We start from the raw sequence: 25566 nt of genomic DNA, 5'->3' as shown, positions 1-25566 counted from the left end.
GTGACGAGGGCCCGGACGGCGACCGCCGTCCGGGCCCTCGTCGCGTCCGTGCCCGCTATTGCCGCGGGAGCTGCTTGCCGGACGTCGCGTCGACCACCTTCCGGTCGCCCAGCGGCTTCTGGAGCGTCACCGTCCGGGACATCTCCTTCGCCAGCATGATGCAGGCCCGGCCCGGCTTGTCCGGGGTGTCGGTGATCTTCACCAGGACGTCGGTCCCCTCCTCCCGCGCCTCCACGGCGTAGGTGCTGCACACTCCGCCCCAGAAGTTCACGGTCAGCGTCCGGTCGGCCTCCTTGTACGAGAATCCCGGCACGGTGCGCGAGGCCCCCGCGCTCGGGGCGGCCGTCTCCCGGGACGAGGCCGGCTCCACCACCGTGCGGGATGGCCCGCCGTCCTTGCCCGCCACCTCGAAGAACCAGGCCGGGACCAGACCCCGCCCGCCGCCGTCGACCGTCCCCGCGGCGAGCCCCAGCACGGCCCCCCGTACGGTCTCCGTCCGCGGCGGCTTCATCGGACGCGGCTCCGGGTTGCAGGGCAGGGTGTCCGTTGCGCCCGTCGGCGTGTCCGGGGTCAGCGGCACCGAGGTCGCGCAGCCGCCGGGGCCGGGGCCGGTCCCGTCCGACCCGCCGCTGCGGGCGTTGAGCCGGGCCAGCGCCTCGACGGCCCCGACCACCGGCTCGTCCGCCGCGCGGACCGGCGCCTTCAGCTCGCCGCTGCCCGCCACCACCGTGCCGTCCGGGCCGACGCTCACCTTGCTGGACCAGCCCTGGGTGGGCAGGCCGCCGATCACCGGGTCCGCCGTCACCACCCGGACCGAGCCCTGGGTGAGGCGGGCGTCGAGCTTGGCGTCGGCCTGGCCCGCGCCCGCGAGCACCGGCGCGGCGGCGGACTTGGCCGCCTGCTCCGACACGGGCTGCGCGGTGTCGCCGGCGCCCTGGGGGAGGGTGGCCGGGCCGCAGGTGTCCTGACCCCGCTTGCAGTTGTCGCCGCCGGAGCCGCTGCCCGCGCCGTTGCCGTCCCCGGCCTGGAAGCGGGCGAAGTTCCACGTGCCGGGGGCCGCACGGGTGACCGTGAGCCGGGGCCCGGCGCCGTCGGCCGCCTCACCGGCCAGCCACTGCTCCCCGGTCAGCCGGGGCGCGCCGGAGATCCCGAGGGCCGCCGCGAGGCGGGCCACCTCCTCGGAGGTCACCTCGCCGGTCGCGGTGAAGGCGGGGGCGGCGGTCGGGCCGTCGGGGAGCTTGACGTCGGCCCGGTAGGTCACCGCGCCGCCCGAGGGGTCCGGCTCGCCGGGGGCGATGCCCGGCCCCGGCGGGGTCGGCGCGACACGGGGCGCCGAGGCCGCGCTGTCACCCGTACGGTGGGCGCCCGAGCCGTCTCCGTAGGCCGTGGACGCCCAGTAGGCGGTGCCCCCGCCCGCCAGGAGGACGGCCGCCGCGACGGAGCCGACGGCCCAGCCCGGCCGCCGTCGTGTGGGGCGTGATGTGTCGGGTCGTTCGGTGGTCACCGCATCGCTCCTTCGCCTGTCCCGCGTGTCTCGATGCGGGTGTGACGGAGCGGACCGCGAACCGGTTCCCTGTCCGGCCCAGGCCGTCTCTTCCGGCCTAGTCGCCGTACTCCGCCGTGGAGGCGATGAGCCGTGCCGAGGCGGGCGGGACGCTGACGCCGTGGATCTGCGACGGCGCCACGGGCGCGGGCCGCGGGTCCGCCGGGACCGCCCAGTGCGGGGCCATCCGGGCGCAGTCCCCCAGCAGCCGCGCGAAGCCGGGCCGCGTCCCGGCGGAGTGCTCGGCGTACCCGAAACCATCGGTGTAGGTCATGGACGGCACGTTAGGCGCGGCGGGACCGAGGAGAAAGACCTACTACGGGGTAGTTTCGACGGGTCGGCCCGCAGCTGCCGACCGGGTAGTTTTGACTGTCCACCGCCGTCCCCCGCAGGAGCATCCACGCCGTGCGTATCGCAGTCACCGGCTCCATCGCCACCGACCACCTGATGACCTTCCCGGGCCGCTTCGCCGACCAGCTGGTCGCCGACCAGCTCCACACGGTCTCCCTCTCCTTCCTCGTCGACAACCTCGACGTCCGCAGGGGCGGTGTCGGCCCGAACATCTGCTTCGGCATGGGGCAGCTCGGCAGCCGCCCGATCCTGGTCGGCGCGGCCGGCTACGACTTCGACGAGTACCGCGCCTGGCTGGACCGGCACGGCGTCGACACCGAGTCCGTCCGGATCTCCGAGGTGCTGCACACCGCGCGCTTCGTGTGCACCACCGACGCGGACCACAACCAGATCGGCTCCTTCTACACGGGCGCGATGAGCGAGGCCCGCCTGATCGAGCTCAAGGCCGTCGCCGACCGGGTGGGCGGCCTGGACCTCGTCCTCATCGGCGCCGACGACCCGGAGGCGATGCTCCGCCACACGGAGGAGTGCCGCACCCGCCGGATCCCGTTCGCGGCCGACTTCTCGCAGCAGATCGCCCGGATGGACGGCGAGAACATCCGCACCCTGATGGAGGGCGCGACGTACCTCTTCTCGAACGAGTACGAGAAGGGCCTGATCGAGTCGAAGTCCGGCTGGACGGACGCGGAGATCCTCTCCAAGGTCGGCACCCGCGTCACCACGCTCGGCTCGAACGGCGTGCGCATCGAGCGCGAGGGCGAAGAGCCGATCGTCGTCGGCTGCCCGGAGGAGAACGCGAAGGTCGACCCGACCGGCGTCGGCGACGCGTTCCGCGCCGGCTTCCTGACCGGCCTCGGCTGGGGCGTCGGACTGGAGCGGGCGGCGCAGGTCGGCTGCATGCTGGCGACCCTGGTGATCGAGACGCTGGGCACGCAGGAGTACACCCTGGCCCGCGCGCACTTCATGCAGCGCTTCACCAAGGCGTACGGCGAAGAGGCCGCCGCCGAGGTCCGGTCCCACCTGGGGTGACGCCGGCCGTGACGGCGACGCCCCCGCACCGGCCGGGCGTCGCCTTCACCGCAGGCGGCGGACCGAGTACGCCGCCCCGACCGGGCGCGGGGTCTCGCCCAGGTACGCGTGGCCGCGCATCGAGCACCACGCCGGGATGTCGAGCCGGGCCACCTCGTCGTCGGACACCACCGTCACCGTCCCGCCGACGGGCACCGTGCCGATCGCCCGGGCCAGCTCGATCACCGGCTGCGGGCACCGCAGGCCGAGCGTGTCCAGCTCCACCGACTCCGCGACCGGGGCCGTCTCCTGAGCCTGCGGCACCCCGAGCCGGGCCCGGATGCCCGCCACCGCCTTCGGCAGCACCTCCAGGAAGCCGTTCACCTCATCGGCGGTCGTCCCGGCCGGCAGTGACACCCGTACGTTCCCCTCCGACAGGACGCCCATCGCCTTGAGGACGTGCGACGCCGTCAGGGTGGAGCTGGTGCAGGACGAGCCCGAGGACACCGAGTAGCCCGCCCGGTCCAGTTCGTGCAGCAGGGTCTCGCCGTCGGCGTACAGGCAGGAGAACGTGACCATGTGCGGCAGCCGCCGCTCGGCGTCACCGACCACCTCCACGTCGGGAACCAGCCGTGCGACCCGCCGCCGGATGCGGTCCACCAGCACCCGCAGCCGGGCCGCCTCCGCGTGCGCCTCGGCCCGTACGGCCCGCAGCGAGGCGGCCGCCGCCACGATGGCGGGCAGGTTCGCGAAGCCGGGGGAGCGGCCCGACTCCCGCTCGTCCGAGGGGTGTTGCGGGGCGAACCTGACGCCCTTGCGGACCACCAGCAGCCCCACCCCGGGCGGCCCGCCCCACTTGTGGGCGCTCGCGGTGAGCAGCGACCACGCGCCCTCGACCGGGCCCCAGCCCAGCGACTGCGCGGCGTCCACCAGCAGCGGCACCCCGGCGGCCCCGCACAGCTCGGCCACCTCGGCAACCGGCTGGACGGTGCCCACCTCGTGGTTGGCCGACTGGAGGCAGGCCAGAGCGGTGGCCGGGTCCAGGGCGGCCGCGTACCCGTCGGGGGACACCGCCCCCAGCCGGTCCACGGCAACCTCCGTCACCGTGCCGCCGGAAGCGGCGTGCGCCTCGGCGGCGTGCAGGACGCAACTGTGTTCGACCGCCGACACGACCAGCCGGCCGCCTACCCTCCGGCGCCCGGCCAGCGCCCCCGCCACGCCCGCGTGAACCGCGTGCGTCCCCGAAGGAGTGAACACGAGCTCGTCGGCGCGGCACCCCACCGCTTCGGCGGCCGCCTCCCGCGCAGCGTCCAGCAACAGCCGGGCGCGGCGCCCCTCGCGGTACAGCCGGGCGGGATCGGCCCAGCCCTCGTCCAGGGCGGCCAGCAGGGCCTGCCTGGCCACGGGGTGCAGCGGGGCGGCGGAAGCGGAGTCGAAGTACGGCATACGGGCACGCTAACCGGCCCCCCGCCCGGGGCGGGGTCAGGGCCCGTCAGAAGGGGTGTCCCGCCCGCCGTTCAGGGCCGGATGGCCCGTCCCCCGGACGGCGGATCCATCCCTTCGGGGGCAGTAGCGGCGCGTTGGGCACCCTCCCCGCGCGACCCCAAATAGCGTCCAGTAGGGTTTGGTCCGCATAAACATCCAAACCCCTGCCTGCGTCAGGGCCGGCGACCGACCCGAACACGGCCGCGGCCGGCCGCGCGGGCCGAGACTCTCGGGAAGGCGCTACGTGAGTCCCTACGGCTCCGACCGCTCGCCGCGGCGCCCGATGCGGCGGAAGCTGCTGCAGGCGCTGACTGCGGGCGTGGTCCTGGCGACCGCCACTGGTTGCTCGTACAACTGGAAAGACTTCCCCCGCCTCGGAATGCCCACCCCGGTCACGGAGGAGGCGCCTCGCATCCTGTCCCTGTGGCAGGGGTCCTGGGCGGCGGCTCTCATCACGGGCATCCTGGTATGGGGCCTGATCCTGTGGAGCGTCATCTTCCACCGGCGCAGCCGGACGAAGGTGGAGGTCCCCCCGCAGACCCGGTACAACATGCCCATCGAGGCGTTGTACACCGTGGTTCCGCTCATCATCGTCTCGGTGCTCTTCTACTTCACCGCGCGTGACGAGTCGAAGCTGCTCTCCCTCTCCGCCAAGCCGGCCCACACCATCAACGTGGTCGGCTTCCAGTGGAGCTGGGGCTTCAACTACGTCGAGAACGTCGACGGCGACGGAGCCACCCCGAAGGCGGGCACGGTTCCGGCGAACCTCGCCAACATCCCGGACCGCTTCACCAAGGACTTCCCCGCGGGCGCCGAAGGCGTCTACGAGAAGGGCGTCCCCGGCGACCGGAACCCGGACACCAACAACCCGGGGCCGACCCTCTACCTGCCCAAGGGCGAGAAGGTCCGCTTCATCCTGTCGTCGAACGACGTGATCCACTCCTTCTGGGTGGTGCCCTTCCTGTTCAAGCAGGACGTCATCCCCGGTCACACCAACGTCTTCGAGGTCACCCCGAGCGAGTTCGGCACCTTCAAGGGCAAGTGCGCCGAGCTCTGCGGCGTCGACCACTCCCGGATGCTCTTCAACGTGAAGGTCGTCTCGCCCGCCGAATACCAGGCGCACCTCAAGGAACTGGCCGAGAAGGGGCAGACCGGCTTCCTCCCGGCCGGTATCAACCAGACCGATTCGGCCCGGAACGCGGAGACGAACAAACTGTGAGCATCCTCAACGAACCTCAGGGTGCCGCCGCAGCCGACTCGTACGAGAACGAGCTGCCGGTACGGCGCAAGCAGCCGGGCAACGTGGTCGTGAAGTGGATGACCACGACCGACCACAAGACCATCGGCACGATGTACCTGGTCACGTCGTTCGTGTTCTTCCTCATCGGCGGCGTACTGGCGCTCTTCATGCGCGCCGAGCTGGCCCGTCCGGGCTCGCAGATCATGTCGAACGAGCAGTTCAACCAGGCGTTCACCATGCATGGCACGATCATGCTGCTGATGTTCGCCACCCCGCTGTTCGCGGGCTTCGCCAACTGGATCATGCCGCTGCAGATCGGCGCGCCCGACGTGGCGTTCCCGCGGCTGAACATGTTCGCGTACTGGCTGTACCTCTTCGGCTCGACCATCGCGGTGGCCGGCTTCGTCACGCCGAACGGCGCCGCCGACTTCGGCTGGTTCGCCTACTCCCCGCTGTCGGACGCGGTCCGCTCGCCGGGCATCGGCGCCGACATGTGGATCATGGGTCTGGCCTTCTCGGGCTTCGGTACGATCCTCGGCTCGGTCAACTTCATCACCACGATCATCTGCATGCGCGCTCCCGGCATGACGATGTTCCGCATGCCGATCTTCACCTGGAACGTGCTGCTGACCGGTGTCCTGGTCCTGCTCGCCTTCCCGGTGCTGGCCGCCGCGCTCTTCGCGCTGGAGGCCGACCGGAAGTTCGGTGCGCACGTGTTCGACGCCTCGAACGGCGGCGCCCTACTGTGGCAACACCTCTTCTGGTTCTTCGGCCATCCAGAGGTGTACATCATCGCGCTACCGTTCTTCGGCATCGTCTCCGAGATCATCCCGGTGTTCAGCCGTAAGCCGATGTTCGGTTACATCGGCCTGGTCGCCGCGACGATCGGCATCGCCGGCCTCTCGGTGACGGTGTGGGCCCACCACATGTACGTCACCGGCGGTGTGCTGCTGCCGTTCTTCTCCTTCATGACCTTCCTGATCGCGGTACCGACCGGTGTGAAGTTCTTCAACTGGATCGGCACCATGTGGAAGGGCTCGCTGTCCTTCGAGACCCCGATGCTCTGGACGATCGGCTTCCTGGTCACCTTCACCTTCGGTGGTCTGACCGGCGTCATCCTGGCCTCGCCCCCGATGGACTTCCACGTCTCCGACTCGTACTTCGTCGTCGCGCACTTCCACTACGTCGTCTTCGGCACCGTGGTCTTCGCGATGTTCGCCGGCTTCCACTTCTGGTGGCCGAAGTTCACGGGCAAGATGCTGGACGAGCGCCTCGGCAAGATCACGTTCTGGACGCTGTTCATCGGCTTCCACGGCACCTTCCTGGTGCAGCACTGGCTCGGTGCCGAGGGCATGCCGCGTCGTTACGCGGACTACCTCGCCGCCGACGGCTTCACCACGCTGAACACGATCTCCACGATCAGCTCCTTCCTGCTCGGCCTGTCGATGCTGCCCTTCATGTACAACGTCTGGAAGACGGCGAAGTACGGCAAGAAGGTCGAGGTCGACGACCCGTGGGGCTACGGCCGTTCGCTGGAGTGGGCGACCTCCTGCCCGCCGCCGCGGCACAACTTCCTCACCCTGCCGCGGATCCGTTCCGAATCCCCGGCGTTCGACCTGCACCACCCGGAGATCGCGGCCCTCGACCACCTCGAGGACCACGCCGCCGGCGCCACGCAGGCCCTCACCGGCGACAAGGAGGCGGGCAAGTGAAGATCCAGGGCAAGCTGTTCCTGTGGCTCTCCTTCTTCATCCTGATCATGGCCATCGTCTACGGCGTGTGGTCGAAGGAGCCCGTCGGCACCACCGCGCTCTTCCTGGCCTTCGGCCTGAGCGTCATGATCGGCTACTACCTGGCCTTCACGGCCAAGCGCGTGGACGAGATGGCCCAGGACAACCTGGAGGCCGACGTCGCCGACGAGGCGGGCGAGCTGGGGTTCTTCTCCCCGCACAGCTGGCAGCCGCTCTCGCTGGGCATCGGCGGTGCGCTCGCGTTCATGGGTGTCATCTTCGGCTGGTGGCTCATGTACTTCTCCGCCCCGATCATCGTGATCGGCCTGTGGGGCTGGGTGTACGAGTACTACCGCGGTGAGAACCAGAACCAGTAGCAGGACCTGAAGCACGGCACCTGGGGCCCGGACACCTCCGACGGAGGAGTCCGGGCCCCTCGTTTGCAGTCATCCCGCGCGCCGTAATTGTCATATCTTCATAGCGTTGGCTCCATGAAGCACTCACCGCGTCTTTGGACGGTACTCAGCTGCTCCCTGCTGGTCGCGTCCCTCGGGGCCGGCGCCACCGCGTGCGGGGGGTCCGACGACAACCCGCTGTCCGCCCGCCCGTACGACGCGGGCGACCACGTCGCTTTCAACCAGGCCGCGGGCGGCCGCCCCGTCGACCCCAACCGGCCCTTCGAGGTCACCTCGAAGGGCACGGGGTCCCGGATCACCGACGTGACCGTCGTGGACACCCAGGGCCGCCGCCTGGCGGGCGAGCTCTCCGCCAAGGGCGACCGCTGGCACAGCACCGCCCCGATGGCCGCCGGCGTGCACTACACCGCCACCGTGAGCACGGAGGACGAGGGGGGCGCCCCGGGGCAGCGCACGCTGACGTTCGACACCACCCCGGCCAAGAAGGTCCTCCAGGTGGAATTCGGCCCGGACGCGGGCAAATACGGCGTCGGACAGCCCATCACGGCCGAACTGAACGAGCCGGTCCACGACAAGGCCGCCCGCGCCCTCGTGGAGCGCGGTCTGGTCGTCGACGTGCCGCCGGACGCCGAGGGCGCCTGGCACTGGGTGGACGACAAGCACCTGCACTTCCGCCCGAAGGAGTACTGGCCCGCCCACTCCACCGTCTCCGTCCGGAGCAACCTGGAGGGCGTCAAGGTCACCGACGACCTCTACGGGACCGCAAGCAAGCCGCTGAAGCTGGAGATCGGGGACCGCGTCGAGGTCACCACCGACGCCGCGTCCCACTACCTGACCTTCAAGCGCAACGGTGAAGTGATCAACACCATTCCGGTGACCACCGGGAAGCCCGGCTTCTCCACCCGCAACGGCATCAAGGTGGTCCTGGGCAAGCAGTACTACGTCCAGATGCGCGGCGACACGGTCGGCATCGGCGGCAGCGAGTACTACAACCTGCCCGTCTACTACGCGACGCGCGTCACCTGGAGTGGTGAATACGTCCACGCCGCGCCGTGGTCCGTCGACTCGCAGGGCTACGAGAACGTCAGCCACGGCTGCACGGGCATGAGCACCGCCAACGCCGCCTGGTTCTACGAGAACATCAGTGAGGGCGACATCGTCAAGGTGATCAACAGCATCGGCGAGGACATGGACACCTTCGGCAACGGCTACGGCGACTGGAACATGGACTGGAAGGACTGGCGCGAGGGCAGCGCCCTGGTGGGCGGCACCCAGGAAGGCCGCAACGCGGTCGACCAGGCCCGACTGCGCCCGCAGGTCTGAACCGGCCCCGCAGGCCCGCCCAGCGGCCCCGAACCGGCCCCCGGAAGCCCCCTGAGGCTCCCGAGGGGCCGGTTCCGCTTGAGCGGTGGGGGGCCGGGCCCTCGAAGACCGCTCGCAGACGGCCGAGGCCCCGACAGGCCCTACGCGTCCAGGGAGAGCCGGGCGCGCAGCAGGCGCGCCAGCGTCTCGGGGAAGTCCACCGGGTCGACCGGAAGGGTGACCGCCGCGTCCGCGCGGCTCCAGGTGGCCAGCCAGGCGTCCTGCGGGCGCCCCATCAGCAGCAGCACCGGCGGACAACGGAAGATCTCGTCCTTGATCTGCCGGCACACGCCCATGCCGCCCGCCGGAACGGCCTCGCCGTCCAGCACGCACGCGTCCACACCGCCCTCGTCCAGCGCCTTGAGGACAGCCGGGAGCGTCGCGCACTCCAGGAACTCCACCGGCGGCAGGTCCGCGGCCGGCCTGCGCCCCGAGGCAAGCCGCACCTGCTCCCGGGTGCCCGCGTCGTCGCTGTAGACCAGAACTCGCGCAGTCGCCCGCATTTCGTTCCTCCACGTGTGCCCGTGAATCACGTTGATGTTGCGCGGGATGCTACTCCGTCCGACCGCTCGTCAACATCGGTTCGGCCTGCCTCGCCGACACCCGCGGTAAGCCGATCTGATGGGCCGTTCGGGCCTTGCACACCCCTCTGACACTCCGAACGGCACCCCCCGGGGTGAGGGCGGGATAAGCGACCGACATAATGTCGGTCGTGGCGACAGCAACGACAGTAGATACCGGGCACGCGCACCCGACGGTCAGCCGGCCGAACCTCGTCAGCGTCGGAACCATCATCTGGTTGAGTTCCGAGCTGATGTTCTTCGCGGCCCTCTTCGCGATGTACTTCACCCTGCGATCCGTGACGGGCGCCGAGTACTGGACAGAGCAGGCTTCGGCCTTGAACCTGCCCTTCTCGGCGACGAACACCACGATCCTGGTGCTCTCCTCCCTCACCTGCCAGCTCGGCGTATTCGCCGCCGAGCGCGGTGATGTGAAGAAGCTCCGGACGTGGTTCATCATCACGTTCGTCATGGGTGCGATCTTCATTGGCGGCCAGGTGTTCGAGTACACCGAGCTGGTCAAGCACGAGGGCATGTCCCTCAAGTCCGGACCGTACGGATCGGTGTTCTATCTGACCACCGGGTTCCACGGTCTGCACGTGACGGGCGGTCTCATCGCCTTCCTGCTGGTCCTCGGCCGGACGTACGCGGCCAAGAGGTTCACCCACGAACAGGCCACGTCGGCCATCGTCGTGTCCTACTACTGGCACTTCGTCGATGTCGTCTGGATCGGCCTCTTCGCGACGATCTACCTGATCAAGTAGCGAACACGTAGCCGGGCAAGCCCCGGCAACCCATCCAGAAACACCGACGCAGAAGATCCTGACACCGGGGTAATCCGTGAAAAAGCTCTCCGCACGACGACGCCATCCGCTGGCGGCGGTCGTCGTTCTACTCCTCGCGCTGGCGGCCACTGGGGGGCTTTATGCCGCCTTCGCCCCCGCGGGCAAGGCGCAGGCCGATGAAACCGCCCAGTCCCTCGCCATCGAGGAGGGCAAGAAGCTCTACGCCGTGGGCTGCGCAAGCTGCCACGGAACCGGCGGTCAGGGTTCCACTGACGGCCCCAGCCTGGTCGGCGTCGGCTCCGCGGCCGTCGACTTCCAGGTGAGCACGGGCCGCATGCCGGCCCAGCAGCCCGGCGCGCAGATCCCGGCGAAGCCTCCGGTCTACACGCAGGCCCAGATCGACCAGCTGGCCGCGTACATCTCCTCCCTGGGAGCCGGCCCGTCCGTGCCCACCCAGAAGCAGGTCGACCCGGCGGGTGCCGACATCGCCAAGGGTGGCGAACTGTTCCGCAACAACTGCGCGCAGTGCCACAACTTCACCGGCGAGGGCGGCGCCCTGACGCACGGCAAGTACGCCCCCAACCTGGCGGACGTCTCGCCCAAGCACATCTACGAGGCCATGCTCACCGGCCCGCAGAACATGCCCTCCTTCCCCGACAGCACGATGCCGGAGAAGCAGAAGAAGGACATCATCGCGTACCTCCAGAACGTGAACGGCGACAAGTCGGTCAGCCCTGGCGGCCTGAAGCTCGGTGGCCTCGGCCCCGTCTCCGAGGGTCTGTTCGGCTGGATCTTCGCTCTGGGTGCGCTGATCGCTGTCGCCGTCTGGGTCGCGGCCCACACCGCTAAGGCCAAGAAGTCATGAGTAGCCAAGACATTCCCGAAGAGAAGCACCTGCCGAGCGAGCAGGGCGACGCGCACCACGGTGGCGTAGCAGTCGCGGACGACCCGTTCGCCGACCCGGGCCTGCCGGTCCACAAGCCGCGCATCCAGGACATCGACGAGCGGGCCGCCAAGCGGTCCGAGCGCGTGGTCGCGATGCTGTTCACGCTGTCGATGCTGGCCACGATCGGCTTCATCGCCGCGTACGTGACCATCCCCGTCGACAAGTTCGTCTACATCTTCCCCATCGGGAAGGTGAGCGGCCTGAACTTCGCCCTCGGCCTGACCCTGGGCACGGCCCTCTTCTGCATCGGCGCGGGCGCGGTCCACTGGGCCCGCACCCTGATGTCCGACGTGGAGGTCGCCGACGAGCGCCACGCCATCGCGGCGCCGCCGGAGGTCAAGGCCAAGGTCCTCCAGGACTTCGCCGACGGTGCGAGCGAGTCGGCCATCGGCCGCCGTCCCCTGATCCGCAACACCATGCTGGGCGCGCTGGCCATGCTGCCGCTGTCCGCCCTGGTGATCATGCGGGACCTGGGCCCGCTGCCCGAGGACAAGCTCCGCAAGACCGTCTGGGCCAAGGGCAAGCTGCTCATCAACCAGAACACGATGGAGCCGCTGCGTCCCGAGGACGTGGTCGTCGGTTCGCTGACCTTCGCCATGCCGGAAGGCCTGGAGGAGACGCAGCACGACTTCCAGAACCAGATCGCCAAGGCCGCCCTGATGATCGTCCGGCTCCAGCCGCAGGACATCAAGGACAAGCGGGAGCTGGAGTGGTCCCACGACGGCATCGTGGCGTTCTCCAAGATCTGCACCCACGTCGGCTGCCCGATCAGCCTGTACGAGCAGCAGACGCACCACGTGCTCTGCCCGTGCCACCAGTCCACCTTCGACCTCTCCGACGGCGCCCGAGTCATCTTCGGCCCCGCTGGTCACGCGCTTCCGCAGCTGCGGATCGGCGTCAATGACGAAGGCTTCCTCGAAGCGCACGGCGACTTCGAAGAGCCCGTCGGTCCTGCATTCTGGGAGCGCGGATGAGCACTGCCACCACCACCGACAGTCAGCGCAAAGCGCCCGCCGGCGAGCGGGTAGCGGACTGGGCCGACGGCCGCCTGGGCATCTACAGCCTGGCCAAGTCGAACATGCGCAAGATCTTCCCGGACCACTGGTCCTTCATGCTCGGTGAGATCTGCCTCTACAGCTTCATCATCATCATCCTCACGGGTGTGTACCTGACGCTGTTCTTCCACCCGAGCATGAACGAGGTCGTCTACCACGGCCCCTACGTGCCGATGCAGGGCGTCCCGATGTCCGAGGCCTTCGCCTCGACGCTCGACATCAGCTTCGACGTCCGGGGCGGTCTGCTCATCCGGCAGATCCACCACTGGTCGGCGCTCATCTTCGTCGCGGCCATGGTCGTGCACATGATGCGCGTGTTCTTCACCGGCGCGTTCCGCAAGCCGCGTGAGGTCAACTGGATCTTCGGCTTCCTGCTGCTGGTCCTCGGCATGTTCACCGGTTTCACCGGTTACTCCCTGCCGGACGACCTGCTCTCGGGCACCGGTGTCCGCTTCATGGAGGGCGCGATCCTGTCCGTGCCGATCGTCGGCACGTACCTGTCGTTCTTCCTCTTCGGCGGCGAGTTCCCCGGCGGCGACTTCGTCGCACGGTTCTACTCGATCCACATCCTGCTGCTGCCCGGCATCATGATGGGCCTGCTGGTGGCCCACCTGATCCTGGTCTTCTACCACAAGCACACCCAGTACGCGGGCCCCGGCAAGACGAACAACAACGTCGTCGGCATGCCGCTGCTGCCGGTCTACATGGCCAAGGCCGGAGGCTTCTTCTTCCTGGTCTTCGGTGTCATCGCGGCCATCGCGGCGCTCGCCTCGATCAACCCGATCTGGGCGCTCGGCCCGTACCGCCCGGACCACGTGTCCACCGGTGCGCAGCCCGACTGGTACATGGGTATGCCGGAAGGCCTGATCCGTGCCATGCCGGGCTGGGAGATCAACCTGTGGGGCCACACCCTCGTCCTGGGCGTGTTCATCCCGCTGCTGCTCTTCCCGCTGGTGCTGGGCGCGATCGCCGTCTGGCCGTTCATCGAGTCCTGGGTCACCGGGGACAAGCGTGAGCACCACCTGCTGGACCGCCCGCGCAACGTCCCGACCCGTACGGCCTTCGGTGTCGCCTGGATCGCGGAGTACATCGTGCTCCTGATCGGCGGTGGAAACGACATGTTCGCGCAGTACTTCCACCTCTCGATCAACAACATCACCTGGTTCGTCCGGATCGGCTTCTTCGTCGTCCCGGTCCTCGCCTTCATCGCCACCAAGCGCATCTGCCTCGGCCTCCAGCGCCGGGACCACGACAAGGTGCTGCACGGTCGCGAGACCGGCATCATCAAGCGTCTGCCGCACGGTGAGTTCGTCGAGATCCACGAGCCGCTGCCGCAGGCCAAGCTGCACACGCTCACCTCGCACGAGCAGTACAAGCCGATCGAACTCGGCCCGACGGTCGACGAGAACGGCGTGGAGCGCAAGCCGAAGGCCACGGAGAAGCTCCGTGCGAAGCTCAGCAAGGGCTTCTACGCGGAGAACAACCAGATTCCGAAGCCCACGGTGGAGGAGTACAAGGAGATCCAGAGCGGCCACGGCCACCACTGACCTCCGGTAGGACCCCAGAAGGGATCGGTTCCGGCCAATCCCGCCGTCGCCACGGTGAGAGCCCCGTCCAGTGTCTGGACGGGGCTCTTCGCCGTCTCCGGGGCTGGATAGGCTGGGCTCCGCACCCCATTCGACGTGGAACTTTCCCGAGCAGCAGGAGCGGACCATGAACGTTGTGACCCCGGCGGGCGGCGACAGCGTGGCGGCCCGCGGCTGGCCGGGTCTCCTCGACGCCCTGCTCACCGGCCGGGACCTCGGCCCGGACGACACCGCCTGGGCCATGGACCGCATCATGCGCGGCGAGGCCACGGACGCGCAGATCGCCGGATTCATGGTGGCGCTGCGGGCCAAGGGGGAGACCGTCGCGGAGATCAACGGCATGGTCCGCGCCATGTACGAACACGCCAACCTCATCGAGGTCCCGGGCCGGACGGTGGACATCGTCGGCACGGGCGGGGACGGCGCCAAGACGGTCAACATCTCCACCATGTCGGCGCTCGTGGTGGCCGGAACCGGCGCCAAGGTGGTCAAGCACGGGAACCGGGCCGCCTCTTCGGCGAGCGGCTCCTCCGACGTGCTGGAGAAGCTCGGCGTCAACCTCAACCTCACCCCGGCCCGGGTGGTGGAGGTCGCCGAGCGGGCCGGCATCACCCTGTGCTTCGCCGTCAAGTTCCACCCCGCGCTGCGGCACGTGGCGGCGGCCCGCAAGGAGCTGGGCATCCGGACCACCTTCAACTTCCTCGGGCCGCTGACCAACCCGGCCAAGGTGCGCGCGCAGGCCACGGGCGTGGCCGACCCCCGGGTGGCGCCCATCGTCGCCGGGGTGCTCGCGGAGCGGGGCTCCTCGGCGCTGGTCTTCCGCGGCGACGACGGCATGGACGAACTGGCCACGACGGCCACCTCGCGGGTCTGGTGGGTCCGCGAGGGCACCGTCACCGAGCTGGCGTTCGACCCGCACGACGTCGGGATCCCGATCGTGGGCGTCGCGGACCTGCGCGGTGAGGACGCCTCGTACAACGCGGACGTCGCCCGGCGGCTGCTGGCCGGCGAGAGCGGTCCGGTACGCGACGCCGTCCTGCTGAACTCGGCGGCGGCCCTGGTGGCGCTGGATCCCGGCACCGGCTCGCTGGAGGAGCAGATCGCCGCGGGCATCGCCCGTGCGGCCGAGTCCATCGACTCGGGCGCGGCGCGGGCGGCGCTGGAGCGCTGGGTCGCGGCCAGCAACGCGTAGGTCCCCGTACGGCGACGGGCCCCGGTCCGGAATGCGGACCGGGGTCTTGCGCGCGGGGGATCTTGTGGCAGGATGCTGACCAGGTCACGAGTGACAGCGTTTTGGCCCCGGCTCGCTGTCCGGCAACCCTCCTTCCGTGGCGGGGTGCCCCGGGTGATGACCAGGCCGTAGGCAGTGAGGTCTACGGCAAGCGCGGATCCCTCGAAACCGGGGATCCTGGTTGTCGAGGAGCGTTTTCCATGAGCAAGCGAATGCGATAGGGCGTCTCCGCCCCTTCTTCACCCTCGGACACAGGGTTCCTTCCGCGTACCCGCACCTCCGAGGCACCCCCGTACCCCGGACGGCCGCAGAGCCGTACCCGCGTACGGGCAGACACCGAAGCCATTCCGCCCTGCCTCCGGGAGATACCGCCATGTCCGCATGCGCATCCGCACCCGCGTCCCCCAATGCCACCGCCGACCGCGTCCTGTGTGCCGAGCCGCTGCCCGTGCTCGGCCGGGACGTCACCGTCCCCCTCGTCACCGGCGGAGAGGTCAGCTACGCGGCGCTCGACTACGCGGCCAGCGCGCCGGCGCTCCAGCGGGTCTGGGACGACGTCGCCGCGTACGCCCCGTACTACGGCAGCGTGCACCGCGGCGCCGGATACCTCTCGCAGCTGTCCACCGACCTGTTCGAGCAGAGCCGGGTCGCGGTCGCGGAGTTCCTGGACTGCCGCCCCGCCGACCAGGTGGTCTTCACCCGGTCCACCACGGACTCGCTGAACCTGCTCGCGGCCGTGCTCCCGGCCGGCTGCCAGGTCTTCGTCTTCGAGACCGAGCACCACGCCTCGCTGCTGCCGTGGGGCGACGCCCGGGTCACCTACCTCGACGCGCCGCGCACCCCGGACGAGGCCGTCGCCACCCTGGAGCGGGCGCTGGCCGCGCGGGACCCCTACGGCCCGGCGCTGGTCTGCGTCACCGGCGCGTCCAACGTCACCGGCGAGCTGTGGCCGGTGAGGGAACTCGCCGCCGCGGCGCACGCCCACGGCGCGCGGATCGTGCTGGACGCCGCCCAGTTGGCGCCGCACCACCCCGTCTCGGTGCGGGAGCTGGACGTGGACTGGGTCGCCTTCTCGGGGCACAAGCTGTACGCGCCGTTCGGCTCGGGCGTGCTGGCGGGGCGGGCCGACTGGCTCCAGGAGGGGCAGCCGTACCTGGCCGGGGGCGGCGCCTCGCGGAAGGTGGCCCGGCGCGAGGACGGGGGCGTGGACGTCGAGTGGCACACCACGGCCGCGCGGCACGAGGCCGGCTCCCCGAACGTCATCGGCGTCTACTCCATCGCCTCCGCCTGCCGGGCGCTGACCGAGGCGGGCTTCGAGGGACTGGTCGAGCGGGAGCGCTACCTGATCGCGAAGGTCCGGGACGGCCTGGCGGAGGTCCCGGCGGTCCGTGTGCTGTCGCTGTTCGGGGACGACTCCCCGCGGGTCGGCGTGATCTCGTTCGTGGTGGACGGCTGGAACAGCTCGCACTTCGCCGCCGCGCTGTCGGCCGAGTACGGCATCGGCGTCCGCGACGGCCTGTTCTGCGCCCACCCGCTGGTGCGGACGCTGCTGGGGGGCGAGCCGCAGGCCCAGGGCGAATGCGGAGCGCCGGAGGCGGCGCCGGGCGAGCCCCCCCAGCCTTCGGCCGGGGGGACCCCCACGCTGAACGCGATCCGCGTCAGCTTCGGCGCCGGAACCCCCGACGAGCACGTCGACCGCTTCGTCCGCGCGGTCCGCGAGCTCGTCGCGGACGGCGCGAAGTGGAGCTACCGCACCGAGGAAGGCCGCTGCGTGCCGGTTTCCTGACGGGCTCCGCGTGCCGGTTTCCTGACGGGCTCCGTCCGCCGACGCCGGGCGGCGTACGCTGCGCCGCATGACGTACTGGGATCCGATACCGACCGTCCGGGCGCTGGTGGGGCAGCCGCATCCGCTGTGGCGGGGCGACCGGGTGAGCCGGGACTGGTCCGCGCCGGCCCCCGATGGTTGGGAGCAGCGGGACTGGCGCAGCGTTCCGGGCCCGTTCTACGCGGCCGACTCCGACAACTGCCTCACCGGACGGCAGTGCGCGCCGGACCACGTCATGTACGACGACGGCTACGGGAGCGAGTTCGTGTACCGCCAGCCCCGGACTCCCGCGGAGGTCCATGCGCTGACCTGCGCCGCCGAATGCGAGCCCTTCGGGGCGTACGGGGGTGACGGCGACGCCCACTGGACCCCGGAGCTGGTCCGGGATTGGTGGCGGGACCGGGCCCGGGTGCGGGAGTGGGCCACGGGGGCCGGGTGGGGTCCCTGGGCGACCGCCCCGAGCGACTGGATGAACGACGCCGCCTGTGGAGCCCGGGCGTACGTCGCGCACATCGACGGGGACCTCGGCGCTTACCTGCGCGGATACCTGTTCCGGCTGGCCGAAGGCCGAGCGGCCCGGCCGGGGGAGAGCCTGCCGGAGCTGTGAGGCGGGCCCGGGGGGCCCGGGGCAACGGCCCGGGTTCGGGTGGACCCCCGGCCGGGGACTACGCGTCGAGGCCGATGGCGAACGCGGCTTCCAGGTCGTGCTGGGAGTACGTGCGGAAAGCGACGTGGGTGTCCGTCGCCTCGACGCCGGGGATCTTGCTGATGCGGCCCGGGATGATGTCCGCCAGGTTCTCGTGGCGGGCGACGCGGACCAGCGCGATGAGGTCGTAGGTGCCGGTGACGGAGTAGACCTCGCTGACGCTGTCCAGCTGCGCGATGGACTCGGCGATCTCGGGGATCCGGTCCACGCTGGTCTTGATGAGCACGATCGCGGTGATCACGGTTGGCTGTCTCCCTCGCTGGCCGTCGCTGGTCGCCTCACTCTAGTCGCACGCCGATACCGCACCCAGGCGTAGGCGAACCCGAGCGAGAAGCCCACCACGTGGGCCAGGTATGCGACGCCCGGCCCGCTCGCGGCCCGGTGCGCCGCCAGCCACTGCAGGACGAACCAGAACATCAGTACGATCCATGCGGGGAACCGCAGTGGCAGGAAGAACAGGAACGGGAACAGGCTCGTCACCCGCGCCCGCGGGAAAAGGCACAGGAACGCCCCGAGCACCGCCGAGATCGCCCCCGAGGCGCCGACCAGCGTCTGGTCCGAGGTGGCGTTCGCCGCCGCGTAGGCCGCCAGCGCCAGGTAGCCGGTGACGACGTAGAAGAGCAGGAACGCCGCCCGGCCCATCCGCTCCTCCGCCATCGCGCCGAACACGTGGAGGAAGAGCATGTTGCCGAGCAGGTGCAGCCAGCTCCCGTGCACGAACAGTGCCGTCAGCGGGGTGAGCAGCGCCCGGGGCGTCCCCGCGAAGAGCTCGTCCGGGACCACGCCCCAGCGCCGGAAGTAGGCCGTCCCCGTCTCCAGCAGCAGGTCGCCCGTCCCGTAGTCCGGATTCAGCCCGGAGGCGGGGCCGACGACGAACACCACACAGCAGCCCGCGATCAGCGCGCGGGTGACCACCGGGCCCCGCACGGCCTCCCGCACGGCCTCGGCGAGGGCCTGCCACCTTACGATCATGGGACAGAGCATGACGCAGCACAGCCCCCGTGCGGGTGGTGCCAGGCCGTAGGGTTACGTGCTGCGGTCCGCCGAAGGTGCCATCGGCCCCCGACGGCCCCGGCGGGCGGCTTTAATTGAATCAGCTACGAAGGAGAGAGCGGCCTGATGACGGTTCCCCTGCCGACCGACACCACACGGTGGCGCTGCACCCTGTGCGGCAACCTCACGCGCTTCGACGTCACCCGTTCGTCGAAGGTCGTGGAGTACGTCCACCTGGACCTCGCCGGGGAGCCCAAGGTCGAGGAGCGCGAGGTGGTCAATGAGACCATCGAGTCGGTCCGCTGCCGCTGGTGCAACGCGGTGGACCAGATCGAGCTCGTGGACAGGCCGGGCACGGACTCCTGACGGGAGCCGGGCCCACAGTAGATCACGGTAGGGGTGACGGATTGTGGAGCCAGCAAGCGGCGCTGAGCCGGCCGACGCGGCCGGCGACGCCGCGGAGGTGCTCGACCGCCCGCTGCCGGAAGGCGTGCGGCGCCGGGTCATCGCGCTCGTCTCGGACGCCTTCGGCGGCCTGACGGTCGCGGACCTGCCCGCGCAGCTGCGCCAGTACGCCCGGTTCACCCCGACCCGGCGCGCCAAGTTCGCCGGGAACGCGATGGCCGCGGCGGTGGAGACGGACGCCGTCTTCCGCGGGCGCGTCGCCGAGAAGCTCCGCGACGCCCAGGCGGAACTGGCCGGGGCGCTGGAGTGCGGGGCGCCGCCCGCCGCCGCCGACCCGCTGGACGTGGCCGCCGCCGCGTACATCCTGCGGCCCTCCGGCTGGGTCAAGCTCGTCGCCGCCGCCGGCGAGGAGGTCCAGCGGGCCGACGCCGAACGGGTCGGCGACGAGACCCGGCGCGAGCTGGAGCGGCTGCGCGAGGAACTGGCCCACGCGCGCGAGACGCAGCGCTCGGGCGGCGAGCAGGTACGGGCCGAGCTCGACGCCGCCCGCAAGGAAGCGGAATCGCTTCACCGCAAGCTGCGCAGCGCTCAGAGCGACGTCAAGCGGGGCGAGGCGGCCCTGCGCAAACTGACCGCCGAGGTCGACGGCATCCGCGGTGACGCGGCCGCCCGGGTCGCCGCCGCCGAGAGCGAGAGCCGCCGGCTCAAGTCCCGCCTGGCGGAGGTGGAGTCGGCACTGGAGACATCGCGCCGGGCCACCCGGGAGGGACGCAGCATCGAGGACATGCGGCTGCGGCTGCTGCTGGACACCGTTCTCGACGCGGCCGCCGGGCTGCGCCGCGAACTGGCGCTGCCGCCGGTCTCGACGCGCCCGGCCGACACGGTGGACGCGGTGGAGCCGGGCCGGATGACGCCGAAGGACATCGCGGCACGCGCCCTGTCCGAGACCGATCCGGCGCTGCTGGACCAGTTGTTGGCGCTGCCCCAGGCGCACCTGGTGGTCGACGGCTACAACGTGACGAAGACCGGCTACCCCACGATGCCGCTGGAGAAGCAGCGGCTGCGGCTGCTGGGCGGTCTGTCGATGCTGGCGGCCCAGACGGGCGCGGAGATGACCTGCGTCTTCGACGGCGCGGAGCTCGCCGCCCCGGTGCTGCTCGCGCCGCCGCGCGGGGTGCGCGTGCTGTTCTCCAAGGCGGGGGTGACGGCGGACGAGCTGATCCGCCAGCTGGTGCGGGCGGAGCCGCCCGGCCGTCCGGTGGTCGTGGTGTCCACCGACCGGGAGGTCGCGGACGGGGTGGCCAAGTCCGGGGCCCGTCCCGTTACGTCCGCCTTGCTGCTCAAGCGGCTTTCGCGCGTTTCGTAGGTTCCCGTCCTTGATGCGGCGTATTCGGGCATCTTGCCAACTGGCGTCCCCGATGTCGGAATTGGCGCTGCGTCGAGGGAACGCACTGTCAACTCCCCCGCACCCAGCGTGGCCTGTGTGTGAAGAAGTCGTTGAAGGGGCGATTTTTTGCTCCCGGGGATTTGAAGTGATCACAGAGAGGTCACTAGGGTCTGCTCAAACCTTCGTGCGGTAGGTCACTCATTCGGGGTGACGGCGGAGGTGCTGCCGCCGTGTGTGAAGACCCCATCGGCGGCCGGAGGAAGAAGGAGCTCGCCTTCGTGGCGTCCCACCGTCGACCCAAGCAGCCCACCCGCACGCGCGTGTCCGTGCTCAGTGCCCTCGCCGCGGCCACCGTCGCGCTCACCTCCCAGGCGGCGAGCGCCGCTCCGGGGCAGCCGAGCAAGGACGAGGTCAAGGCGAAGGTCGACACCCTCTACGGCGAGGCGGAACAGGCCACCGAGAAGTACAACGGGGCCAAGGACCGCCAGGACAAGCTGGAGAAGGAGATCGCGCAGCTCCAGGACTCGGTGGCGCGCGGCCAGCTCGAACTCAACGACATGCGCAACACGCTGGGTTCGATGGCCAGCGCGCAGTACCGCACCGGCGGCATCGACCAGTCCCTCACCCTGCTCCTCTCCGACGACCCGCAGAGCTACCTCGACAAGGCCTCCACGCTCCAGCAGTTGAGCGACAAGCAGATCGAGGCCGTCGGCAGGATCCAGGCCAAGCAGCGTGCCCTCGCGCAGCAGCGCCAGGAGGCCGCAGGCAAGCTCGCGGACCTCGACGCCACCCGCAAGGTGCTCGGGGAGCAGAAGAAGGCCACGCAGGACAAGCTCGCCGAGGCGCAGGCCCAGTTGAACAGCCTCAGCGCGCAGGACCGGGCGGCGCTCAAGGACGAGAACGACAAGTCCAGCAGCAGTGCGGCCAAGAGCGCCGGAAACGTCAAGGGTTCGGGCCGGGCGGCCGCCGCACTCGCCGCCGCCGAGACGAAGGACTACGCGAGCTACCACATGGGATCGACGGGTCCGGACCGGTTCGACTGCTCGGGACTCACCCAGTGGGCGTACGCGCAGGCGGGCGTCAGCATCAGCCGCACCACCTTCACGCAGGTGAACGACGGCACGCGCATCGGCCGGAGTCAACTCCAGCCGGGCGACCTTGTGTTCTTCTACAGCGACCTGCACCACGTCGGGCTCTACGCGGGCAACGGTCAGGTGTTCCACGCGGCGAACCCCGACGCGGGCATCCGGTACGAGTCGATGGACAACATGCCGTTCCAGTTCGGCGTCCGCGTCGGCTGAGCCGCGTACCGCACACCCCCGGGACGCGCCGTACACCGCCCATCCGGGCGAATCACGCGGCCCCGCCCTGACCCCGCGCCCCGCCGGTGACCTGCGTCTCCGGCGGGGCGTCGCCGTGCGTGCCCCCGGACGGACGTGTCCGGCGCCCCGCGGCTGCGGCTACTGTCTGCCAGCGCGGAACCCGGCACACGGCCGTCCACGGGGGGCGGACCCGGGCTGCGCGCAGCGCAAGGGAGCGGTTTCACGTGGCGTCCCATCGCCGGCCGGGGCTCACCGGCCTCGACCGGAGCACCAAGCTCACCGCCTTCACCACCGCCGCGGCCGGCGCCGCCGTCGCCCTCACGGGAGCGGTCGCGAGCGCGGCACCGGCCCTCCCGCAGGACCCCCCGGCCGGCGCCCGCGCCCAGGTCGACCGGCTCTTCGAGGAGGCCGAGCAGGCCACCGAGCGCTACAACGAGGCCGACGAGAAGGCCGGCAAGCTCCGCGCCGAGATCAGCCGGGCCCAGGACGCGGTGGCCCGGGGCCAGGACCGCATCAACACCATGCGCGACGTACTCGGCGCCTTCGCCGGGGCCCAGTACCGCTCCGGCGGCCTCGACCCCGCCCTCGCGCTGATGCTGTCCGAGGACCCCGACGGCTACCTCGACAACGCCGCCGTGCTCGACCGGCTCAGCGGCCGCCAGGCCCGGCAACTCGGCGAACTGCGCGAGGAACAGCGCCGGATCGCCCAGGAGCGCCAGGAGGCCTCCGTGAAGCTGGCCGAGCTGGAGGCGCTGCGCTCGGACGTCGCGGAGCACAAGCGGGCCGTCACGGCGAAGCTCGCGGCGGCCCGCCGGCTGCTCGACGCCATGCCGTCCGAGGAGCGGGCCGACTTCGAGCGGGCCTCGCGCTCGGGGGGCCGCGCCGACGCGCTGCCCGACCTGTCCTCGGCCGTCCCGGCCTCCTCCCGGGCGGCGGCCGCCGTGCGGGCGGCCCGGGCCGCGGTCGGGCGGCCGTACGTGTGGGGGTCGACCGGGCCGTCCGGTTTCGACTGCTCGGGGCTGATGGTGTGGTCGTACCGCCATGCCGGGGTCTCCCTGCCGCGCACCTCGCAGGCCCAGCGGTACGCGGGCCGGCGCGTGCCGCTGTCGCAGGCGCAGCCGGGGGACCTGGTGACGTACCGCTCGGACGCCAGCCACGTCGCCATGTACGTCGGCAACGGCCAGGTGGTCCACGCCCCCTACCCGGGCGCGCGGGTGCGGTACGACCCGGTCGGGATGATGCCGGTCTCCTCGGTGACCCGGCCCTGACGCACCGGGTGCGTACGATCGGCGGATGCCCCCCGCCCGTCGCGCCGTACGCCTCCTCGTGCTCGCCCTGCTGCTGTGCGGGCTGCCGGCCGGCTGCGCCGCTCCCGGCGCCCGCCCTGCGGACCCCGCCGTCCGCGAGGCCGTCGCCGACTGGGCCGCTGCGCCACCCGCCCGGCTCGCCGGGATCCCGCTGGAGGGGTGGTCGTACGAGGTCACCTCGGTGCGCCGGGACGGCGTACGGGCCTTCGCGCGGGCAGCGCTGCACTACCGCCTGGCCGGCTACGACACCGCCGCGGCGGACGCGCGGCGCGAGGTGGAACTCGCGCGGGACGGCGCCGGCGACTGGCGGGTCACGGCCGACCGCCCCGCACCCGGGGCGCCGCCGCTGCTGTGGGACCAGGGCGCGGTGACGGCCGTGCGCGGGGCGCACGCGCTGGTGCTGGGCGTCGGGCAGCCGGCGCGGACCCTGTCCGCGATCGCGGAGCGGGCCGACCGGGCGGTGCCCGCGGTGAGCGCCGCCTGGCCGCGCCCGTGGGCCGGCCGGGCGGTGGTGCTCGTCCCGGCGACGCTCGACGCGATGGCGGCGCTGCTCGGGCAGCCCGCCGACGCCTACCGGGGAATGGGCGCCGTCACCACCGGCCGGGTGGGGGCCGGACCGGCCCCGGCCGACCGGGTCGTGATCAACCCGGAGGGGTACGCGGGCCTGTCGGAGGCGGGCAAGGACATCGTGCTCACCCACGAGGTCACCCATGTGGCGACCCGCGCCGTGACCTCGGCCACGACCCCGCTGTGGCTGTCCGAGGGCTTCGCGGACTGGGCCGCGTACCGGGCCACGGACCGCACCCCGGCCGAGGCCGCGCCCGAGCTGGCCCGCGCGGTGCGGCGGGGCGAGCTGCCGGGGGCGTTGCCCGCCGACGGGGACTTCGCCTTCGGCGGCGATCCGGAGGCGCTCGCGCGGTCGTACGGGGGAGCGTGGCTCGCCTGCCGGCTCATCGCGGCGAAGTGGGGCGACGCGGCCCTGGTGCGGCTGTACGAGAGGGCGGGCCGCGCACCCCTGCCCGCGGCCCTGGAGGAGGTCCTGGGGACGGATGAGGGCGCACTGGTCGGGCTCTGGCGCGAGGCCCTGCGGGAGCAGCTCGGTTAGGGGCGTCCGGTACGTTGGCTGGCGATGCACAAGACGCTGATCGTGACCAATGACTTCCCGCCGCGACCGGGCGGCATCCAGGCCTTCCTGCACAACATGGCGCTGCGGCTGGATCCCGACCGGATCGTCGTCTACGCCTCCACCTGGAAGCACGACGAAGAGGGCCGCGCGGCCACCGCCGCCTTCGACGCGGAGCAGCCGTTCCAGGTCGTGCGCGACCGTACGACGATGCTGCTGCCGACGCCGCGCGTGACGCGGCGGGCGGTGGAGCTGCTGCGCGGACACGGCTGCGAGTCGGTGTGGTTCGGCGCTGCGGCCCCGCTGGGTCTGATGGCCCCGGCGCTGCGGCGGGCGGGGGCCCGGCGGATCGTCGCGACCACGCACGGGCACGAAGCGGGCTGGGCGCAGCTGCCGGCCGCCCGGCAGCTGCTGCGGCGGATCGGCGAGGGCACCGACACCCTGACCTACCTGGGCCAGTACACGCGCACCCGGATCGCCTCGGCGCTGACGGAGCGGGCGGCGGCGCGGATGACGCAGCTGCCGCCCGGGGTCGACGAGAAGACCTTCCACCCCGGGTCGGGCGGGGCGGCGGTGCGGGCCCGGCTGGGGCTGACCGACCGGCCGGTGGTGGTGTGCGTGTCCCGGCTCGTGCCGCGCAAGGGACAGGACACCCTGATCGAGGCGATGCCGCGGATCCTGGCGACGGTGCCGGACGCGGTGCTGCTGATCGTGGGCGGCGGCCCGTACGAGGCGGACCTGAGGGCGCTGGCGGCGTCCACGGGCGTAGCCGACTCGGTGGTCTCCACCGGCCCGGTCCCCTGGGCGGAGCTGCCCGCGCACTACGGCGCCGGGGACGTGTTCGCGATGCCGTGCCGGACCCGGCGCGGCGGCCTCGACGTGGAGGGGCTCGGCATCGTCTACCTCGAAGCCTCCGCGACGGGCCTGCCCGTGGTGGCGGGCGACTCGGGCGGGGCGCCGGACGCGGTGCTGGACGGGGAGACCGGCTGGGTGGTCCGGGGCGGGGCGCCGGACGAGGCCGCGGACCGGATCGTGACGCTGCTCCTGGACCCGGAATTGCGGCGCCGCATGGGCGAGCGCGGCCGGGCCTGGGTCGAGGAACGCTGGCGCTGGGACCTCCTCGCGGAGCGGCTCCGCGAGCTGCTGTAGCCGCCCGACCGGGCGGGAGGCGGATTGTCGCACCTCGCGGCCGGTCGCGGG

General features: G+C 71.4%; 24 protein-coding genes and 1 riboswitch. Of the genes, 18 read left to right on the top strand and 6 right to left on the bottom strand.

The features are described from left to right. Positions 1-55 precede the first annotated feature (55 nt). A complete protein-coding gene (locus tag ACIA6C_RS01720; RefSeq protein WP_399272170.1) occupies positions 56-1504 on the bottom strand; it encodes a hypothetical protein in 1449 nt (482 codons plus the stop codon). Between the two features lie 97 nt (positions 1505-1601). Continuing rightward, positions 1602-1817: a hypothetical protein gene (locus ACIA6C_RS01715; RefSeq protein ID WP_190182187.1), complete on the bottom strand. Its 216-nt coding sequence runs from the start codon at positions 1815-1817 to the stop codon at positions 1602-1604. 131 nt (positions 1818-1948) lie between these two features. Here ACIA6C_RS01715 and ACIA6C_RS01710 point away from each other — a divergent pair, with 131 nt between their 5' ends. Further along, entirely contained in the window at positions 1949-2923 is a 975-nt protein-coding gene (locus tag ACIA6C_RS01710) for a carbohydrate kinase family protein (RefSeq protein ID WP_399272168.1), read from the top strand. Positions 2924-2968: 45 nt separating this feature from the next. Here ACIA6C_RS01710 and ACIA6C_RS01705 read toward each other — a convergent pair whose 3' ends face one another. After that, positions 2969-4348, bottom strand: coding sequence for a cysteine desulfurase/sulfurtransferase TusA family protein (locus ACIA6C_RS01705; protein WP_399272166.1), 1380 nt, complete (start codon positions 4346-4348; stop codon positions 2969-2971). Positions 4349-4631: 283 nt separating this feature from the next. Here ACIA6C_RS01705 and coxB point away from each other — a divergent pair, with 283 nt between their 5' ends. From coxB to ACIA6C_RS01685, 4 genes are all read left to right on the top strand, one after another. Then, a complete protein-coding gene (gene coxB / locus ACIA6C_RS01700; protein ID WP_361135632.1) occupies positions 4632-5606 on the top strand; it encodes a cytochrome c oxidase subunit II in 975 nt (324 codons plus the stop codon). Continuing rightward, entirely contained in the window at positions 5603-7339 is a 1737-nt protein-coding gene (gene ctaD / locus ACIA6C_RS01695; RefSeq protein ID WP_361135635.1) for a cytochrome c oxidase subunit I, read from the top strand. The genes coxB and ctaD overlap by 4 nt, the downstream gene beginning before the upstream one ends. Next, positions 7336-7734 (top strand): cytochrome c oxidase subunit 4, encoded by a 399-nt coding sequence (locus tag ACIA6C_RS01690; RefSeq protein ID WP_190182182.1) that lies wholly within the window; start codon positions 7336-7338, stop codon positions 7732-7734. Before ctaD ends, ACIA6C_RS01690 begins: the two co-directional genes overlap by 4 nt. Before the next feature lie 114 nt (positions 7735-7848). Next, positions 7849-9096, top strand: coding sequence for an Ig-like domain-containing protein (locus ACIA6C_RS01685; protein WP_399272163.1), 1248 nt, complete (start codon positions 7849-7851; stop codon positions 9094-9096). Between the two features lie 140 nt (positions 9097-9236). On the opposite strand, the gene ACIA6C_RS01680 is transcribed toward ACIA6C_RS01685, so the two are convergent. Continuing rightward, positions 9237-9638: a hypothetical protein gene (locus ACIA6C_RS01680; protein ID WP_361135641.1), complete on the bottom strand. Its 402-nt coding sequence runs from the start codon at positions 9636-9638 to the stop codon at positions 9237-9239. 200 nt (positions 9639-9838) lie between these two features. Here ACIA6C_RS01680 and ACIA6C_RS01675 point away from each other — a divergent pair, with 200 nt between their 5' ends. The 7 genes from ACIA6C_RS01675 (at position 9839) to ACIA6C_RS01645 (ending at position 17730) form a co-directional block, all read left to right on the top strand. Then, positions 9839-10459, top strand: coding sequence for a heme-copper oxidase subunit III (locus ACIA6C_RS01675; protein ID WP_361135644.1), 621 nt, complete (start codon positions 9839-9841; stop codon positions 10457-10459). A gap of 76 nt (positions 10460-10535) precedes the next feature. Next, a complete protein-coding gene (locus ACIA6C_RS01670; protein ID WP_361135647.1) occupies positions 10536-11345 on the top strand; it encodes a c-type cytochrome in 810 nt (269 codons plus the stop codon). Next, positions 11342-12400, top strand: a complete 1059-nt coding sequence (locus ACIA6C_RS01665; protein WP_366082698.1) for a Rieske 2Fe-2S domain-containing protein — start codon at positions 11342-11344, stop codon at positions 12398-12400. The genes ACIA6C_RS01670 and ACIA6C_RS01665 overlap by 4 nt, the downstream gene beginning before the upstream one ends. Beyond that, complete coding sequence (locus ACIA6C_RS01660) at positions 12397-14028, top strand: cytochrome bc complex cytochrome b subunit (protein WP_366082697.1); 1632 nt, start codon at positions 12397-12399, stop codon at positions 14026-14028. The genes ACIA6C_RS01665 and ACIA6C_RS01660 overlap by 4 nt, the downstream gene beginning before the upstream one ends. A 166-nt stretch (positions 14029-14194) precedes the next feature. After that, positions 14195-15259: an anthranilate phosphoribosyltransferase gene (gene trpD, locus ACIA6C_RS01655; RefSeq protein ID WP_399272160.1), complete on the top strand. Its 1065-nt coding sequence runs from the start codon at positions 14195-14197 to the stop codon at positions 15257-15259. 82 nt (positions 15260-15341) lie between these two features. Beyond that, positions 15342-15458, top strand: a riboswitch (SAM riboswitch). 213 nt (positions 15459-15671) lie between these two features. Next, on the top strand, positions 15672-17084 hold the full coding sequence (locus ACIA6C_RS01650; protein ID WP_399272158.1) for an aminotransferase class V-fold PLP-dependent enzyme: 1413 nt from the start codon (positions 15672-15674) through the stop codon (positions 17082-17084). Between the two features lie 67 nt (positions 17085-17151). Further along, positions 17152-17730, top strand: coding sequence for a ferredoxin (locus ACIA6C_RS01645; protein WP_399272156.1), 579 nt, complete (start codon positions 17152-17154; stop codon positions 17728-17730). 58 nt (positions 17731-17788) lie between these two features. Here ACIA6C_RS01645 and ACIA6C_RS01640 read toward each other — a convergent pair whose 3' ends face one another. Next, a complete protein-coding gene (locus tag ACIA6C_RS01640; RefSeq protein WP_007263678.1) occupies positions 17789-18070 on the bottom strand; it encodes an Lrp/AsnC family transcriptional regulator in 282 nt (93 codons plus the stop codon). Beyond that, positions 18067-18801: a rhomboid family intramembrane serine protease gene (locus ACIA6C_RS01635; protein WP_361135665.1), complete on the bottom strand. Its 735-nt coding sequence runs from the start codon at positions 18799-18801 to the stop codon at positions 18067-18069. Before ACIA6C_RS01635 ends, ACIA6C_RS01640 begins: the two co-directional genes overlap by 4 nt. A 147-nt stretch (positions 18802-18948) precedes the next feature. On the opposite strand from ACIA6C_RS01635, the gene ACIA6C_RS01630 reads away from it, so the two are divergent. The 6 genes from ACIA6C_RS01630 (at position 18949) to ACIA6C_RS01605 (ending at position 25515) form a co-directional block, all read left to right on the top strand. After that, entirely contained in the window at positions 18949-19188 is a 240-nt protein-coding gene (locus tag ACIA6C_RS01630; protein WP_030291802.1) for a hypothetical protein, read from the top strand. 40 nt (positions 19189-19228) lie between these two features. Beyond that, on the top strand, positions 19229-20593 hold the full coding sequence (locus ACIA6C_RS01625; protein ID WP_361136203.1) for an NYN domain-containing protein: 1365 nt from the start codon (positions 19229-19231) through the stop codon (positions 20591-20593). Between the two features lie 299 nt (positions 20594-20892). Continuing rightward, positions 20893-21915, top strand: a complete 1023-nt coding sequence (locus ACIA6C_RS01620) for an NlpC/P60 family protein (RefSeq protein ID WP_399274423.1) — start codon at positions 20893-20895, stop codon at positions 21913-21915. Positions 21916-22160: 245 nt separating this feature from the next. Next, positions 22161-23204, top strand: a complete 1044-nt coding sequence (locus ACIA6C_RS01615; protein ID WP_366082755.1) for an NlpC/P60 family protein — start codon at positions 22161-22163, stop codon at positions 23202-23204. Between the two features lie 25 nt (positions 23205-23229). Next, positions 23230-24348 (top strand): hypothetical protein, encoded by a 1119-nt coding sequence (locus ACIA6C_RS01610; protein WP_399272153.1) that lies wholly within the window; start codon positions 23230-23232, stop codon positions 24346-24348. Positions 24349-24372: 24 nt separating this feature from the next. Beyond that, on the top strand, positions 24373-25515 hold the full coding sequence (locus ACIA6C_RS01605) for a glycosyltransferase family 4 protein (RefSeq protein ID WP_399272151.1): 1143 nt from the start codon (positions 24373-24375) through the stop codon (positions 25513-25515). Positions 25516-25566: the final 51 nt, after the last annotated feature.

Source organism: Streptomyces sp. NPDC051578, from assembly GCF_044454045.1.
Classification (GTDB): Bacteria; Actinomycetota; Actinomycetes; order Streptomycetales; family Streptomycetaceae; genus Streptomyces.
This window is presented reverse-complemented; position numbering and strand designations above follow the sequence as displayed.

Bases quoted from the DNA above. Each gene is read 5' to 3' on its own strand.
- ACIA6C_RS01715 (WP_190182187.1), bottom strand. From the start codon at position 1,817: ATGACCTACACCGATGGTTTCGGGTACGCCGAGCACTCCGCCGGGACG.
- ACIA6C_RS01705 (WP_399272166.1), bottom strand. From the start codon at position 4,348: ATGCCGTACTTCGACTCCGCTTCCGCCGCCCCGCTGCACCCCGTGGCC.
- ACIA6C_RS01685 (WP_399272163.1), top strand. From the start codon at position 7,849: ATGAAGCACTCACCGCGTCTTTGGACGGTACTCAGCTGCTCCCTGCTG.
- ACIA6C_RS01680 (WP_361135641.1), bottom strand. From the start codon at position 9,638: ATGCGGGCGACTGCGCGAGTTCTGGTCTACAGCGACGACGCGGGCACC.
- ACIA6C_RS01675 (WP_361135644.1), top strand. From the start codon at position 9,839: ATGTCGGTCGTGGCGACAGCAACGACAGTAGATACCGGGCACGCGCAC.
- ACIA6C_RS01665 (WP_366082698.1), top strand. From the start codon at position 11,342: ATGAGTAGCCAAGACATTCCCGAAGAGAAGCACCTGCCGAGCGAGCAG.
- ACIA6C_RS01660 (WP_366082697.1), top strand. From the start codon at position 12,397: ATGAGCACTGCCACCACCACCGACAGTCAGCGCAAAGCGCCCGCCGGC.
- trpD (WP_399272160.1), top strand. From the start codon at position 14,195: ATGAACGTTGTGACCCCGGCGGGCGGCGACAGCGTGGCGGCCCGCGGC.
- ACIA6C_RS01650 (WP_399272158.1), top strand. From the start codon at position 15,672: ATGTCCGCATGCGCATCCGCACCCGCGTCCCCCAATGCCACCGCCGAC.
- ACIA6C_RS01645 (WP_399272156.1), top strand. From the start codon at position 17,152: ATGACGTACTGGGATCCGATACCGACCGTCCGGGCGCTGGTGGGGCAG.
- ACIA6C_RS01635 (WP_361135665.1), bottom strand. From the start codon at position 18,801: ATGATCGTAAGGTGGCAGGCCCTCGCCGAGGCCGTGCGGGAGGCCGTG.
- ACIA6C_RS01630 (WP_030291802.1), top strand. From the start codon at position 18,949: ATGACGGTTCCCCTGCCGACCGACACCACACGGTGGCGCTGCACCCTG.
- ACIA6C_RS01610 (WP_399272153.1), top strand. From the start codon at position 23,230: ATGCCCCCCGCCCGTCGCGCCGTACGCCTCCTCGTGCTCGCCCTGCTG.
- ACIA6C_RS01605 (WP_399272151.1), top strand. From the start codon at position 24,373: ATGCACAAGACGCTGATCGTGACCAATGACTTCCCGCCGCGACCGGGC.